The sequence below is a fragment of the Acinetobacter sp. ANC 4204 genome, assembly GCF_002135205.1.
Lineage (GTDB): Bacteria > Pseudomonadota > Gammaproteobacteria > Pseudomonadales > Moraxellaceae > Acinetobacter.
The window spans coordinates 657,507-670,935 of record NZ_NEFZ01000002.1 but is presented as its reverse complement, the minus strand read 5'-3'; the positions used below and the strand labels follow the sequence as shown (position 1 = coordinate 670,935).

The 13,429-nt window shown below is 40.5% G+C and carries 17 protein-coding genes, 1 other RNA gene and 1 pseudogene; 17 read left to right on the top strand and 2 right to left on the bottom strand.

Translation table 11 applies throughout. The annotated features are described in order from the left end of the window. From B9T36_RS07020 to B9T36_RS06950, 15 genes and pseudogenes are all read left to right on the top strand, one after another. Nucleotides 1-1,746, top strand: coding sequence for a DDE-type integrase/transposase/recombinase (locus B9T36_RS07020; protein WP_086208786.1), 1,746 nt, complete (start codon nt 1-3; stop codon nt 1,744-1,746). 2 nt (nt 1,747-1,748) lie between these two features. Next, the gene (locus tag B9T36_RS07015; RefSeq protein ID WP_086208785.1) at nt 1,749-2,927 is read left to right on the top strand and encodes an ExeA family protein; all 1,179 of its coding nucleotides are present in this window, start codon (nt 1,749-1,751) and stop codon (nt 2,925-2,927) included. Between the two features lie 92 nt (nt 2,928-3,019). Beyond that, nucleotides 3,020-3,217: a hypothetical protein gene (locus B9T36_RS07010; protein ID WP_086208784.1), complete on the top strand. Its 198-nt coding sequence runs from the start codon at nt 3,020-3,022 to the stop codon at nt 3,215-3,217. Continuing rightward, nucleotides 3,217-3,429: a TraR/DksA C4-type zinc finger protein gene (locus B9T36_RS07005; protein ID WP_086208783.1), complete on the top strand. Its 213-nt coding sequence runs from the start codon at nt 3,217-3,219 to the stop codon at nt 3,427-3,429. Before B9T36_RS07010 ends, B9T36_RS07005 begins: the two co-directional genes overlap by 1 nt. 4 nt (nt 3,430-3,433) lie before the next feature. After that, complete coding sequence (locus B9T36_RS07000) at nt 3,434-3,703, top strand: hypothetical protein (protein ID WP_086208782.1); 270 nt, start codon at nt 3,434-3,436, stop codon at nt 3,701-3,703. Nucleotides 3,704-3,724: 21 nt separating this feature from the next. Further along, on the top strand, nt 3,725-4,342 hold the full coding sequence (locus B9T36_RS06995) for a DUF3164 family protein (RefSeq protein WP_086208781.1): 618 nt from the start codon (nt 3,725-3,727) through the stop codon (nt 4,340-4,342). Between the two features lie 15 nt (nt 4,343-4,357). Next, nucleotides 4,358-4,645 (top strand): annotated as a pseudogene (locus B9T36_RS06990) (HU family DNA-binding protein); the annotation flags it as partial. Beyond that, nucleotides 4,645-5,091: a hypothetical protein gene (locus B9T36_RS06985; protein ID WP_086208779.1), complete on the top strand. Its 447-nt coding sequence runs from the start codon at nt 4,645-4,647 to the stop codon at nt 5,089-5,091. The pseudogene B9T36_RS06990 and the gene B9T36_RS06985, both read left to right, overlap by 1 nt. After that, nucleotides 5,090-5,158: hammerhead ribozyme type II (locus tag B9T36_RS06980), an RNA gene on the top strand. Before B9T36_RS06985 ends, B9T36_RS06980 begins: the two co-directional genes overlap by 2 nt. Before the next feature lie 4 nt (nt 5,159-5,162). Then, complete coding sequence (locus B9T36_RS06975; RefSeq protein WP_139841349.1) at nt 5,163-5,426, top strand: hypothetical protein; 264 nt, start codon at nt 5,163-5,165, stop codon at nt 5,424-5,426. A 61-nt stretch (nt 5,427-5,487) separates the two neighbouring features. Next, nucleotides 5,488-6,213, top strand: a complete 726-nt coding sequence (locus tag B9T36_RS06970; protein ID WP_086208777.1) for a DUF2786 domain-containing protein — start codon at nt 5,488-5,490, stop codon at nt 6,211-6,213. After that, a complete protein-coding gene (locus B9T36_RS06965; RefSeq protein ID WP_086208776.1) occupies nt 6,210-6,431 on the top strand; it encodes a hypothetical protein in 222 nt (73 codons plus the stop codon). Before B9T36_RS06970 ends, B9T36_RS06965 begins: the two co-directional genes overlap by 4 nt. Before the next feature lies 1 nt (nt 6,432). Beyond that, nucleotides 6,433-6,645, top strand: coding sequence for a hypothetical protein (locus B9T36_RS06960; RefSeq protein WP_086208775.1), 213 nt, complete (start codon nt 6,433-6,435; stop codon nt 6,643-6,645). After that, nucleotides 6,632-7,072, top strand: a complete 441-nt coding sequence (locus B9T36_RS06955) for a gp16 family protein (RefSeq protein ID WP_086208774.1) — start codon at nt 6,632-6,634, stop codon at nt 7,070-7,072. The genes B9T36_RS06960 and B9T36_RS06955 overlap by 14 nt, the downstream gene beginning before the upstream one ends. Before the next feature lie 105 nt (nt 7,073-7,177). Beyond that, nucleotides 7,178-7,630 carry a Mor transcription activator family protein gene (locus B9T36_RS06950; RefSeq protein WP_086208773.1) on the top strand — a complete coding sequence of 151 codons (453 nt, stop codon included), beginning with the start codon at nt 7,178-7,180 and terminating at the stop codon, nt 7,628-7,630. 136 nt (nt 7,631-7,766) lie between these two features. On the opposite strand, the gene B9T36_RS06945 is transcribed toward B9T36_RS06950, so the two are convergent. Both B9T36_RS06945 and B9T36_RS06940 read right to left on the bottom strand, forming a co-directional pair. Continuing rightward, entirely contained in the window at nt 7,767-8,273 is a 507-nt protein-coding gene (locus tag B9T36_RS06945) for a hypothetical protein (RefSeq protein ID WP_086208772.1), read from the bottom strand. 79 nt (nt 8,274-8,352) lie between these two features. Further along, on the bottom strand, nt 8,353-9,075 hold the full coding sequence (locus B9T36_RS06940) for a YgfZ/GcvT domain-containing protein (protein ID WP_086208771.1): 723 nt from the start codon (nt 9,073-9,075) through the stop codon (nt 8,353-8,355). Nucleotides 9,076-9,336: 261 nt separating this feature from the next. Between B9T36_RS06940 and acnD the strand changes: the two genes are divergently transcribed. Both acnD and B9T36_RS06930 read left to right on the top strand, forming a co-directional pair. Further along, entirely contained in the window at nt 9,337-11,973 is a 2,637-nt protein-coding gene (gene acnD, locus B9T36_RS06935; protein ID WP_086208770.1) for a Fe/S-dependent 2-methylisocitrate dehydratase AcnD, read from the top strand. A gap of 69 nt (nt 11,974-12,042) precedes the next feature. Next, nucleotides 12,043-13,389 carry an SIR2 family NAD-dependent protein deacylase gene (locus B9T36_RS06930; RefSeq protein WP_086208769.1) on the top strand — a complete coding sequence of 449 codons (1,347 nt, stop codon included), beginning with the start codon at nt 12,043-12,045 and terminating at the stop codon, nt 13,387-13,389. The last annotated feature ends 40 nt before the right edge of the window (nt 13,390-13,429 follow it).

Genomic DNA, 13,429 nt, shown 5'->3' with positions numbered 1-13,429 from the left:
ATGACTAACCCGAACTTAGCCGAAATCGACTATTTGCGCCAAATTGCCGCAGAGCTTACCGAAGCAGGTCACGGTAAGCGCGGGCCAATTATTAAGCGTGCTTGTGAATACCTCACCGTTAGCAATGCTGAATTGTATCGTCGCCTTGCAAAAGTCGGTTTCACGTCTGGTCGTAAGACTCGTTCAGACAAAGGCAACACCATTGTCAGTATTGAAGCTGCTGAACTTGTGGGCGGCATGGTGATCAATGCAGCCAGTAAGACTGGGAAAAAACGTATGTCCATTAAGTTGGCATTAGAAGTTGCCCAAGACAGTGGTAAAGCACCTGGTGTATCAGCTGCAACCATCAGCCGCATCATGAAACAAAACATGTGCCACCCAGCACAATTGGCTATGCCGACAGCACATACACGTCAGCGCTCATTACACCCCAACCACGTTTGGCAAATTGACGCTTCTGTATGTGTGGTGTTTTACCTGAACCACAAAGCTGGCTTGCATGTCATGGATGAGCGTGAGTTCTATAAGAACAAACCTGCAAACCTCAAGAAGATTGAGAAAGACCGTGTGATTCGCTACGTACTAACCGATCACACCTCTGGAAGTATTTATCACGAATACTTTTGGCGCTCAGAGAATGTGGAAAACCTGACCAACTTCTTTTTTAGCTGTATCCAAAAACGCAGTCTGAAAGAGCCGATGCACGGTGTGCCATTCATTCTTTACGTTGATAAAGGCACAGCAAACACCAGCGGTATGTTTAAGAACTTAATGACTCGTTTGGATGTTGAGTTTATTGCACATGCGACAAACAACAGCCGTGCTAAAGGCTCTGTTGAACAAGCCAACAATTTGATTGAAACCAATTTTGAATCGTTACTGAGCTTCAGATCGGTAGACAGCATTGAAGAGCTAAATGCCTTTGCAAATGAATGGCGCATTATGTTCAACGAAACCAAGACTCACAGTCGCACCAAGCGTACTCGTAATCAGGTTTGGAACATGATCCGTCCAGAGCAATTGCGCATTGCACCCTCAATTGAATTGTGTCGTGAATTAGTCACCACCACACCAATCACACGCACCGTAAAAGGCGACTTGACTGTGCAACATACAGTGAAAGGTTATGACGAAAAATTCTACAGCGTGAAGCACATCCCAGACATTTTTGTGGGTGCAAAAGTTGATGTTGTGGTCAATCCATACCGCGCACCCGACATTGATGTACTAACCACCAATGAGCACGGTGAGCAAGTGATTTACACCTGCGTACCTGATCAATTGGACATATTTGGGCAGCTTCATGATGCACCTGTGATTGGTCAAGAAATTCAATCTATGCCGAACAGCAAAATTGATGAATCACGCAATCGCATCATGAAACAGGCATTCAACGCCAATACCCAAGCTGAAGTTGATAAGGCACTGAAGAAACGCACACCAGCATATCAAGGCCAGATTGATGTGACTGCACACATTACTAAGCACGATGTACCAGAGTATTTACCACGTGCAGGTCAGCAAATGGATATTCAGAAACAGAAAAATCATCTGCCACCGCTTAACTACATTCAGGCCGCAAAACAGATCAAAGGTTTGGTTGGAGATGCATGGACAGCTGAGCACATGGGCATGCTGAAAAAAGAATATTCAGACGGCAATGTGCCGCAGGAAGATATTCCGCACTGGGTGGATCGCATCCAGGGTGGTCGCAATAAACCTAAATTAAAAGTCGTTGGAGAATAAATATGACGCTTCAGCAATTGCTTGACGAAAACAAAATTACACAGGCTTGGCTTGCGAAGAGTTTAAGCATTAGTCCACCTGCAATGAATGCGATTGTGAAACATGGTGTATGGCCGAAGCGTAACCCTGAAGCAGTAAAGCAAAAACTGATCGAAACCCTAACTTTATCGGGTGTTGAACTTACTTTAACCAATCAAGCATTAACCGCTACCTCACCACTTAATCCAAGCGTCGAAACAACGATTAAGGGTGAAGCAGCATCACTGGAGGAAGAACAACTTATGTTGCTCAGAAAACAAACTTTGTCAGAACCAGCTAAAAAGCAGTTTAAATTATTTAAAAACATTTTTGCTGAAAACATTCGTAAAAGTACTGAAATGTTCCGTAACAGTGACATTGATTATGTACGCGAATCAATGTTCCAAGCCGCTAAAGGCAACAGCAGTTTTATTGCGGTTATCGGTCAGTCTGGCGCAGGTAAAACCACGTTACGTCGTGAGTTAAATGACCGCATTGAACGTGAGCGCATCCCAACGATTGTGATTGAACCATACCCTCAAGGCATGGAAGACAATGACACCAAAGGTAAAACCTTAAAAGCGCTACACATTGCTGAATCTATCTTGTCCGCGCTTGCGCCTAGTGCGAACGCTAAACGCTCTCCAGAGGCACGTTTCCGTCAAATCCATACCTTGCTCAAGGAATCAAGCAAGGCGGGAAATCACCACCTCCTCATTCTTGAGGAAGCGCACAGCTTACCCATTCCAACCCTAAAGCACCTCAAGCGTTTTATTGAATTGGAAAATGGTTTTACCCCATTACTCAGCATCATCTTAATTGGACAAGATGAGCTTAAAAATAAGCTTGCTGAAAATAATCCTGAAGTCCGTGAAGTGGTGCAGCGCTGTGAAATTGTCACACTGAATCCATTTACTCAGACCACTTTGGTTGACTACCTCCAGCACAAATGCAAATCAGCAGATCGTGAGTTATCTGAATTTATTGACCCATCTGGCTTAAACGCGATTTGCGAAAAATTAACCCGCAATGTTGGGCGCAATAAGCAAAGTGAAAGCCTTTTATACCCGCTGGCTGTTGCCAACCTTTTAACAGGTGCACTGAATGCCGCAGCGGAGTTGGGTGCAGATGTAGTCGATGCTGATTTGGTGATGGAGGTCTAACCCATGCCTTTCAATCTCAAATCCGCAATGTTAATCAGCATTCCTATCTTACTGGTGTGCACTGCATTTATTGCAGTGCTGGAGTACTAGGCATGTGGACAGGCATTTTCGGCAATGTGAATAAGTTCCGAGCAGTGGGCTACGTGATTTTGCTTATTGAGATTTCACTGCTGGGCAAGTTGGTTCCTAAAGATTTTAACAGTGCTGTTTTTTGGTTTTTTATTTTAGTTCTTGGCTGTTTTTATTACGAAATCACAGCACCAGTCAAGCCTAAGAAAAGGAAGAAGTGATGGTGGATTTAGTCGATATGGCAGAAGAATTTCAAGCCATGAATTTACAAGACAGGATTAATGCACGAGCGCAATTTACAGCACACAGCAACCATGAATGTGAAGACTGTGGAGGTGAAATTCCAGCACAACGTCGTGCGCTTGGTGGTGTGACACGTTGCATTCAATGTCAAACCAATTTTGAAGCAAAGCAGAAGCATTTAAGGGGTTAAAGCCATGAACTTAAGTTATTCACGCTGTAAGGGAAAGATTGAGCACTTTGTTCATATTTTCAAGAAAACCAAAGAGTATGCGGAGCTAAAACAACACTACCCAGAGTTTGAAATTTTTGAAGAAACCAAAGGCAAGTTTGAGCTTGAAGTTGTACAAGCGGCCTTTGATAAATGGGCTAAACAGCAAGCGACAGATCGTAAACGTGCTGAGTTCAGCAAGAACTTAAACCAGTTGATCAGCAACGATTATGTCTTGGTACGTAAGCGCACTTAAACAACATAAGGAAAAAAGAATATGAACGCACAAACCCAAATCCCCGAAGGCTACCGAGCTGACAGCAAAGGTCGCCTTGTACCAATCAGTAGTATTAAACCCATTGATATTGAGCGTGATGCGGTTGTCACCAGCTTGATTGGCAAAGTAAAAGCAACACGCCAAATGTTGAAAGATTTTAAGGCTGTGGCTTTTGGTGATATCGAAGCATTTATTGACCTTTCGCTTGAACAATATGGCGCTCATGTTGCGGGCAATAAAGGCAATATCACGCTGCATAGCTTCGATGGTCAATTCAAAATTGTACGTCAAATTCAAGACTCCATTCGCTTTGATGAACGTCTTCAGGCAGCCAAAGTTTTAATTGATGAATGCATTCAATCTTGGTCTGTTGGTTCAAATGATCACATCAAAACCCTGATCAATGATGCTTTCCAAGTTGACCGTGAAGGCAAGATTTCTACAGGTCGCGTCCTTGGTCTACGTCGCCACAAGATTGACGATCCGAAGTGGATTAAAGCAATGCAAGCCATTGGCGACAGTATCAACATTGTTGATAGCAAAAGTTATGTGCGTTTTTACGAACGCGATAAAGACGGTAAATACCAACCAATTTCGCTTGATTTTGCAAGCGTTTAACCCCCCCCCAACCCTAAAAAGGAAAAAACCATGACTAAATCTGAACTTATCAAACAAATTGCTGAACGTGCTGAATTAACTCAAGCAAAAGCGGCAGAGGCTCTTCAGGCATTCGAGGCTGCTGTAACTGATGAGCTGTCTAAAGGTGGCGAAGTCACATTAACAGGCTTCGGCACATTCAAAGTAACTGACCGCGCTGCGCGTACTGGGCGCAATCCACAAACAGGTGCAGAGATTCAAATTGCTGCATCAAAGGCTCCAACTTTCAAAGCAGGTAAAGCACTTAAAGAGGCGGTGAATTAATGATTGAGCAATTAAATGCCGAAGAATCACAAGTTATTAAAACCATTGATTATTTAAAGAACTGGTTTGAAACAGGCATCAACACAATTAATGGAGCAGCAGATTCAGATGCTAAGACAGTAAAACTTCAAGGTGATGATGGCACCAATGATGTTGAAATTACAGGTCGAGATAAAAATATGTTCCTTGCTGGGCTAAAAACAGCAGGTTCACTTTTTGGAAAATTCCCAATCTCAATTGATACACCAGAAGGCCCATTTGAAATAACCACTGACTCGAAGCGCTTAGAGTTTTTAGTTCAAAACCGCCTACGTGTTGAGAAGTGGAATACAGGCCCTAACTGCATCGAATACTTTGTTTATGACGATGAGGATAAAGTTATTGCCCAAGATTTTACACATCGCGATGCAATTGATGAGGCTATGAAAACTTATCTAGAAGCATAAGCGAAACACAGGCATACGTGCCTGTGTCTACCAAATGTCGTGATTTGGTACTGACGAGCAGCGAGGACAATATGAAATACATCATGTTTAGACAGCAACAATGCGGGATGACTAAATTAATTCCAGTCATTTTTCCGAATGATTTTGTTCATAAAGATGTTGCTGATGCTTTGCAACAAACTGTTTTAAAAGACTCTGAAATTCACTCGGCTGGCTTCATTAGCCCTTTAAATCTTCTTCCTGAAGGACGGTCAGAGACCTTAAATGTTGCAGCAGACCCAGACACAGATGAACGAGTTATCAAAATGAATGATTACGGAGCTGCATGGCAATGATTGAAATTAAAGATTTAGACAATTACCCCCCTGAAGTAGTAATCAGCTTAGGAGAGATTTCATGAATAAAAAAACCGTAATTGAAAAAATTAAAAAGTGTTTGGCGCTAAGTAAATCAGCTAATCAGCATGAAGCGGCAGTTGCTCTACGTCAAGCTCTGGCATTCATGGATAAATATAAAATTGATGCTGATGATCCAGAACTTCTAGGCATTGCTGAAGCATCAATTTTAGGCAGTGGCTCACAAAAGCCAACTGTGTTTGAAGCAGTACTTGCAAACTCAATTGCAAAAATGATGGGCTGTAAAGCTATATTGCAATCTCAGATTAAAGTTACAGCTCAAATGAGCTTTAAAAAAGAGTGCGCTTGGACATTTATTGGTTTTGACCCAGCACCAGAGATTGCCAGCTATGCATTTGATGTCTTGTTCCGTCAGCTAAAAAAGGCTCGCAGCGTTTTTATTTCCGAAAATTTAAAGCGTGTTCAGATCAAAGCCAATAAAGTGAAACGCGCAGATCTGTTCTGTGAAGGCTGGGTTATTGAAGCGACAAAACTAGTCTCAGATTTAAATCCCGATAAAGAGAAAATGGAGCAAATTCAGGCTTACGTACAGCAAAAACATAATGTGCGTAATAGCGAACCTACTGACCGCAATAAAAAGACCAATACCAATACTGACCGTGCTCAAAATGACTTGCATGCAGGCCGACAGGCTGGAAAAACTGCAAAACTAAATAATGCAATGAATGGCGGTGCTCCAATGGAAAAATTAGGAGTTTCAACATGACTGAGTTAATGAATTGGCTAGCAATACTTGCTTATTTTGCCGTCTTCTTAATAGGACTGGCGGCTTGTTTTAAGGATGCAAAACTGTCTTGGTTAACACGCAATAACACTGGATTAACAATATTTGAAAAGCGAGCATATAAGCTCAAAGCATGTGCTTCACTATCGTTGGCATTTCTTGCAATTCTAGGTTTATTTCAAGCAATGGCTGGAGTTTGATATGGGGACTTTCATTCTAGGTTTCATAATTGCATGGCTTTGGTCAGACTCAGTTGCTCACAATAAAATTGCCGCAGAATGTGAACGACTTGGTGGTTTCTTTGTTGGTTCTAAGACATATAAATGCTATGCCGTAATTGACCAAAACATTGATACATCCGTACCACCTGCAATTTTAGAAGCAGAGCGAGGTGAAAAAGATGAAATTCAATAAAAAATCTAAGCTTATTCAGCTCATTCATGTTGGTAAAACTCAACTTGGCCTTGATGATGAGCTTTACCGCGAGGTACTTGAAAGCTGTACAGGTAAAACCAGTTCTAAAGACATGACAATTCAACAGCTTGATGCTGTTCTAAATCGTCTTAAACAGCTCGGTTTTACGGTTGAATCAAAGGAAAAGACTGGTGTTAGTAATCTAGCTGATGATGCCAAAAGTAAACTAATACGCCACTTGTGGCTCCAGTTACATCAAGCAGGTCAAGTGCGTAACGGTAGTGAGAAAGCCCTGGCTAAATTTGTAGAAAATAAAGTTGGTGTGAGTGCTCTTCAGTTTTTAAGCACCAAGAATGCAGACATGATCATCAACCACCTGCGCAGCTGGTGCAAACGATGCAAGATAGACCGTTTAGATCCAGAATAAAAAAGAAAAGCCCATGACTGCAATCATGAGCTTTTCAGAATCCACCAACCATCCGACCAGGGACGATTTAAGCAACTATAACATAGTATTTTATGAGGTAAAACTATGGCTTATCGTCCGCATATCACAGATGCGCCCCAAGTCTTTTCTGATGAAGAAATCATCAACTTAATGCCTAAGAATTTTGCATTTATTGCCAAGCTTATTGGCGTAGAAGCATCCTTAAATTTAATTCATGCTTATGGTGGTACATGTATATTCGTACCGAATAAGCACGCCTTAAAAATCAATCACGACATTACTCATATCATTGGTCTAGGCTCGCTTAAGCAGCTCTCAGAGCAACTTGGCGGTGCAAACATTGAAATCCCTATGGGAACGCCTATTACTATCGCCATGCGAAATAAGGCAGTACGTGATTATGCTCAGAAAGAAAAAAATAAACCAAAGCTTGCACGTCACTTTGGCCTCACGTTAAGATCAATCCGTACCATTCTTAGTGCAACTGAAAAAAGACCAAATAATGAAGATCGAAATTATGATCTGTTTGCAAATTAAAAAAGGCGGGTTTATAGCCCGCCCAATCATTTCACCAGTTGCAAAGGTATTTCAAAACTCATCCCACTCTGTTTCGGTGTATCCCGCTTTATCCCACAATTATCTCAATATTCTGTATTAATTATCTTATCTGTATTCAACCAACTAACTTATCATCTTTTATCATTCCCGTACTTAGTGTGGTGTTATGTATTTTCGATATAAACCTGACATTATTTGATGTATTTTTTGTATATTGTTCTAGTAGGCTGTCATATTCTGTTCGAAGTTCTACTTCGCCCATAATTTTTCCATTTACACATTCCGCTTTCATTGGAATGATTTGAACATTTTTGTTTATTATTATCGTTTCTTTTGATGGGATATTATCTGCATCTTTTCGAGTATTTGATTTATCTTCTATAGCTAGTGGTTTACTCAACAATAAATTGGCAAGTCTATTCTGTTCTTTTTGAGAGATTGGACAAGGCCATTCTTGTTTTGTGCTTGATGGGGCAAATAAATCTTCTTTTACTAAATCATTCCGATCTTTGATATACAGTTCTAGAAACTTTTGCTGAGTAGGATTAGATAGTTTAGGATAATCAAAAGCAAAAGTGATAGAAGAGACAGAAGTTAATATTACAGTCCCCAATTTTTTCATAAAGTGTCTCTTATTATAGATTTAATTATATTAATGAAAATTACAAGTAAATTATAAACTTACTTGTAATTTTAAAGGCTTACTGCGGTCGTGCCACATCACCATTTAAGCGTTCCGGTAAGTCTAAAACTGTCACATCCAGTTCGCTCAAAGACTCAGGACGTGCCACCACCAATGCAACATAACCGCCATCAATTGCAGTGCTGTTCACCACTTGAATACCTTTATTCAACTGTTCCGCTTGCGCAGGTGCACTGCCTGTACCCTGAATTAAATGCAACCATGCTTTTGGTTTGGCTTTAAACCATAAACGCGCAATCACTTCCTGACCCAAGTAACACCCTTTGTCATAGTGCACGCCTTCACGTTGGTGTAAACGAAGCTCTTGAGGTTGAAACACATGCTCAATCGCTTGGTCGATAAACGCTTCACCATGAGTAATGGCTTGCACTTGCCATGCTGCAATATTGGTAGGCTCAGCAGAGAAGGTGGTACGGTCTTGCGTAAAGGTTGGAAAAACTGAACCCACAGGTTCAAGTTTCATTTTAGAGAAGGCACCAAACTTTTTAATGTGTTTCGCAAACTCTTCCGACTGGTCTTGAGTGGTGACAATTTCAAAGTGCTCAGGGTTACGTTTTGTCAGCCACAAACCAAAGTGGATACGACCTTTCAAGTCACAAATGGCAGTGTATTGCGTTGTATTTTCAGCTAAAGCTTCAACGTTGACCGTCACTTGGCCTTGTAAAAATTTGAGTGCATCTACACCAATTAAAGTGAAAGAGGAGAAAGCTAGATCGCTCATGAATTGCTCGCCTACCTTAAAATCTAATACTAAAGAATTAGGGCTATTTTCCGCTATTTTTCAGAAAAAATCATATTTAGAGTAAATATTTAAAAGTTAATGTAACTAAATATTTCAAAACCCCCTGTTTTTATACCTAAGCTTATGAAATATAAACGATTTGGGAAATGGGTTTTCGACAGTGTAGTATGCCTAGCAGACAAAGATGAATTGTCTAGTAAAGACAGTGAAGAAAAATGAAACACCAAAGGCAGGAACGCTATGAACAATAATCACCGCAAACCACTGCAAGGCACCCAGCTAGAATACTTTGATGTGCGAGAAGCCGTTGAACAGATTCAGCCAGGCGCTTATGCAAAACTTCCATACACCTCAAAAGTATTGGCTGAACAGTTAGTGCGTCGTTGTGATCCTGCCATTTTGGAGCAGTCACTAAAAGAACTGATTTTCTCAAAACAAGATCATGATTTCCCTTGGTATCCTGCACGTGTGGTGTGTCATGACATCCTTGGACAAACGGCATTGGTTGACCTTGCAGGTTTACGAGATGCGATTGCTGACCAAGGTGGTGACCCATCGAAAGTGAATCCCGTGGTACCGACTCAGTTGATCGTCGATCACTCTTTAGCTGTGGAATACGGTGGTTTTGACCCAGATGCCTTTGAGAAAAACCGCGCCATTGAAGACCGTCGTAACGAAGACCGTTTTCACTTCATCGAATGGACCAAGACCGCTTTTGAGAATGTTGATGTGATCCCAGCAGGGAACGGCATCATGCACCAAATCAACTTGGAGAAAATGTCTCCAGTGGTGCAAAACCGTGAAGGTGTAGCATTCCCAGATACGTGTGTTGGTACAGACTCACACACACCACATACCGATGCGCTCGGTGTGATTTCGATTGGTGTCGGTGGTCTAGAAGCTGAAAATGTGATGCTCGGTCGTGCATCTTGGATGCGTCTACCCGATATTATCGGTGTTGAATTGGTTGGGCAACGTCAAGCAGGTATTACTGCAACCGATATCGTATTGGCTTTGACTGAATTCTTGCGTAAAGAGCGTGTAGTCGGTGCATATCTTGAGTTCTTTGGTGAAGGTGCAGACAGCATGTCAGTGGGGGATCGTGCCACGATTTCCAATATGACCCCTGAATATGGCGCAACTGCGGCCATGTTCTACATAGATCAAAACACCATTGATTATTTAACCCTGACAGGTCGTGAAGCAGATCAAGTTAAACTGGTTGAAACCTATGCCAAAGAAATTGGTCTTTGGGCATCGGATATGAAACAAGCGCAATATCCACGTGTACTTCGCTTCGATCTTTCAACGGTAACTCGTAATATTGCAGGGCCATCAAACCCACATGCACGTGTATCAACTGCGGACTTAAAAGCCAAAGGCATTGCAGGTAACCTAGAAGCGGCTCGTGCGCAAGAAGCAGAGGGTTTAATCCCTGATGGTGCAGTGATTATTGCAGCAATCACGTCTTGCACAAATACGTCAAACCCACGTAATACCGTTGCCGCAGGTTTATTGGCACGTAAAGCCAATGAATTGGGTTTAACCCGTAAACCATGGGTGAAATCATCATTTGCACCGGGTTCCAAAGCTGCTGCTTTATATCTTGAAGAAGCAGATGTGTTGGACGACTTAGAAAAACTAGGTTTTGGAATCGTGGCCTATGCATGTACCACTTGTAATGGAATGTCAGGTGCTTTAGATCCTAAGTTACAACAAGAAATTATTGATCGTGACCTGTATGCAACTGCGGTACTTTCGGGTAACCGTAACTTCGATGGTCGTATCCATCCTTATGCAAAACAAGCTTTCTTGGCGTCACCTCCGCTGGTTGTGGCGTATGCGATTGCAGGAACAATTCGTTTTGATATTGAAAAAGATGCATTAGGAAACGACAAAGACGGTAACCCAATTTATTTGAAAGATATTTGGCCATCGGATGCAGAAATTGATGCGCTGGTCAAAGAAGCGGTGAAGCCTGAACAATTCCGTAAAGTGTATATTCCAATGTTTGACTTGGGTGTCACTGAAAAAGCAGCAAGTCCGCTATATGACTGGCGTCCGCAAAGTACTTATATCCGCCGTCCACCGTATTGGGAAGGGGCTTTGGCTGCACCACGTACACTGGCAAATATGCGTCCGCTTGCGATCTTGCCTGACAACATCACTACGGATCATTTGTCTCCATCGAATGCAATTATGATGGATTCGGCAGCAGGTGAATACCTACATAAAATGGGTGTACCTGAAGAAGACTTTAACTCCTATGCAACCCATCGTGGTGATCATTTGACTGCACAACGTGCGACATTTGCCAATCCAAAATTGTTTAATGAAATGGTGGTCCGCTCTGACGGTACGATCAAGCAAGGTTCTAAAGCACGTGTTGAGCCTGAAGGCGAAGTGATGCGTATGTGGGAAGCGATTGAAACTTATATGAATCGTAAGCAACCACTCATCATCATTGCAGGTAAAGACTATGGTCAGGGTTCTAGCCGTGACTGGGCTGCTAAAGGTGTGCGTCTTGCTGGTGTTGAAGTGATTGTAGCGGAAGGTTTTGAGCGTATTCACCGTACTAACTTGGTGGGTATGGGCGTGTTACCACTTGAATTTAAAGCGGGTGTTGACCGCAAAACTTTAAAGCTAGATGGTACGGAGCTGTATAGCGTGATTGGTAATATTGCGCCGCGTTCGACGTTAACTTTAGTCATTGAACGTGCGACGGATGACGGTAAGAGTGAAATTGTTGAAGTGCCTGTCACATGTCGCCTAGATACTGAAGAAGAAGTGTCTGTATATGAAGCGGGCGGTGTGTTGCAACGCTTTGCGCAGGACTTTTTGGAAAGCCAAGAAGAGAAAGAGCAATTAAGAGCTTAATTATTAAAAGTATTTGAAATTATCAAAGAAAAGCCCTACATTAATGTGGGGTTTTTATTTGAGTTAAAAATGAGTATTTATTTTGACATTGCTTATGCTGCTGTTAATAATCGATTATGTCTTATAACAGGAGCTGGTTTTACAAAAGCAATTACAAATCAGAAAGCTCCAACTTGGGAAGATCTTTTAAAAGAATTATGTGCTAAATGTGATGATACAGGCGAGCTTGAGAAGAAGTTATTTAAATCAAAAATAACAGGTGAATGTCCTAAATGTAGTAAAGAGCATGAGTTTGTAGTTAATAAGCCTATACTTGCTTTAGATGAATTGGCAGAGATTATAGCTTCGAAATTAAAAGAAAAAGAATTAGATATTTATGAGGAAATAAAAAAAATAATTTTACCATTAACTATTTCAGATAATTGTGAAAATATTAAGAAATTTTTTCAAGAGCAATCATTTAGAGTCGTTACAACTAATTACGATAAACTAATACAAGAATTATGTGGAGAAGGGGAATGTCAAACAATTTCTCCTGGAGTTTTGATTCCGAGATTAAGATCTAAGGTTAAAGTTTATCATGTGCATGGTTCCATTGATTCGCCTAATAATATGATAGTAACATCAAATAATTATTTTAAATTTATGAATGCTGAAAGTTACTTTTCACGTAAGTTAAGTACTTTGCTTTATGAAAATACTATTGTAATTCTTGGTTATGCGTTTAATGATAATAATTTGAAATCTATATTTAATAGCTATAAAGAGTTTTCAAAATCATCAATGACATCACCAAATATTATTTTAGTTACTAGGCGTAAAATTGAGAAGCATATTAAGGATTTATATAAAAATAATTTTAATATGCGTGTTTTAGATGGTGTTGAGATAGATGGACTTTTTAGAAAATTAAATGATTATATCCCAAAGGCAGAAGAATGTAAGGCGAGTTCGAAGAGGGCTATTCAAAGAGTAATGAGAAATGGTTCTAATAGACGTTATCGTAAAGACTACCTTAGATCATCAGATTCTTTTTTTGAAATATTTAATGCAATGATTTCATCAGGTTATAATTTTGAAACTAAAAATGCACAAGAAAAGTTTTTAGATATATTCGAAAAAAAGAGAATTCTGACGACGGAGGATGGGGCATGGGGGCAATATACTGCATTAGCAAATTGGTTAACTTATTTTTTTACAAACATTGATATATCCAAATTTCATAATAAAAACAGTTTTATGGAAGTAGTTTTACATTCATTTAATACCATGAGTGAGGAGTTGCTATTAGGGTACTCTTGGGAAGCATATTCAATTTGGAAACAACATTGGGATGATGTTTTAAAGGAAAATAAATTACTTATAGCTGAATATCTAAGTGAAAGAGGAGTAGATGCACCTTTTTATAATGTTTAAAAAACTAATTTTTTTGGCAGTAATAAATATTGTAAATTAA

What these genes read in the sequence shown, in the direction of transcription:
- B9T36_RS06945 (WP_086208772.1), bottom strand. Translation starts at nt 8,273, where the DNA reads ATGAAAAAATTGGGGACTGTAATATTAACTTCTGTCTCTTCTATCACT.
- B9T36_RS06940 (WP_086208771.1), bottom strand. Translation starts at nt 9,075, where the DNA reads ATGAGCGATCTAGCTTTCTCCTCTTTCACTTTAATTGGTGTAGATGCA.
- B9T36_RS06965 (WP_086208776.1), top strand. Translation starts at nt 6,210, where the DNA reads ATGACTGAGTTAATGAATTGGCTAGCAATACTTGCTTATTTTGCCGTC.
- B9T36_RS06970 (WP_086208777.1), top strand. Translation starts at nt 5,488, where the DNA reads ATGAATAAAAAAACCGTAATTGAAAAAATTAAAAAGTGTTTGGCGCTA.
- B9T36_RS07015 (WP_086208785.1), top strand. Translation starts at nt 1,749, where the DNA reads ATGACGCTTCAGCAATTGCTTGACGAAAACAAAATTACACAGGCTTGG.
- B9T36_RS06975 (WP_139841349.1), top strand. Translation starts at nt 5,163, where the DNA reads ATGAAATACATCATGTTTAGACAGCAACAATGCGGGATGACTAAATTA.
- B9T36_RS06995 (WP_086208781.1), top strand. Translation starts at nt 3,725, where the DNA reads ATGAACGCACAAACCCAAATCCCCGAAGGCTACCGAGCTGACAGCAAA.
- acnD (WP_086208770.1), top strand. Translation starts at nt 9,337, where the DNA reads ATGAACAATAATCACCGCAAACCACTGCAAGGCACCCAGCTAGAATAC.
- B9T36_RS06955 (WP_086208774.1), top strand. Translation starts at nt 6,632, where the DNA reads ATGAAATTCAATAAAAAATCTAAGCTTATTCAGCTCATTCATGTTGGT.
- B9T36_RS07010 (WP_086208784.1), top strand. Translation starts at nt 3,020, where the DNA reads ATGTGGACAGGCATTTTCGGCAATGTGAATAAGTTCCGAGCAGTGGGC.
- B9T36_RS07020 (WP_086208786.1), top strand. Translation starts at nt 1, where the DNA reads ATGACTAACCCGAACTTAGCCGAAATCGACTATTTGCGCCAAATTGCC.
- B9T36_RS07005 (WP_086208783.1), top strand. Translation starts at nt 3,217, where the DNA reads ATGGTGGATTTAGTCGATATGGCAGAAGAATTTCAAGCCATGAATTTA.
- B9T36_RS06950 (WP_086208773.1), top strand. Translation starts at nt 7,178, where the DNA reads ATGGCTTATCGTCCGCATATCACAGATGCGCCCCAAGTCTTTTCTGAT.
- B9T36_RS06960 (WP_086208775.1), top strand. Translation starts at nt 6,433, where the DNA reads ATGGGGACTTTCATTCTAGGTTTCATAATTGCATGGCTTTGGTCAGAC.
- B9T36_RS06930 (WP_086208769.1), top strand. Translation starts at nt 12,043, where the DNA reads ATGAGTATTTATTTTGACATTGCTTATGCTGCTGTTAATAATCGATTA.
- B9T36_RS07000 (WP_086208782.1), top strand. Translation starts at nt 3,434, where the DNA reads ATGAACTTAAGTTATTCACGCTGTAAGGGAAAGATTGAGCACTTTGTT.
- B9T36_RS06985 (WP_086208779.1), top strand. Translation starts at nt 4,645, where the DNA reads ATGATTGAGCAATTAAATGCCGAAGAATCACAAGTTATTAAAACCATT.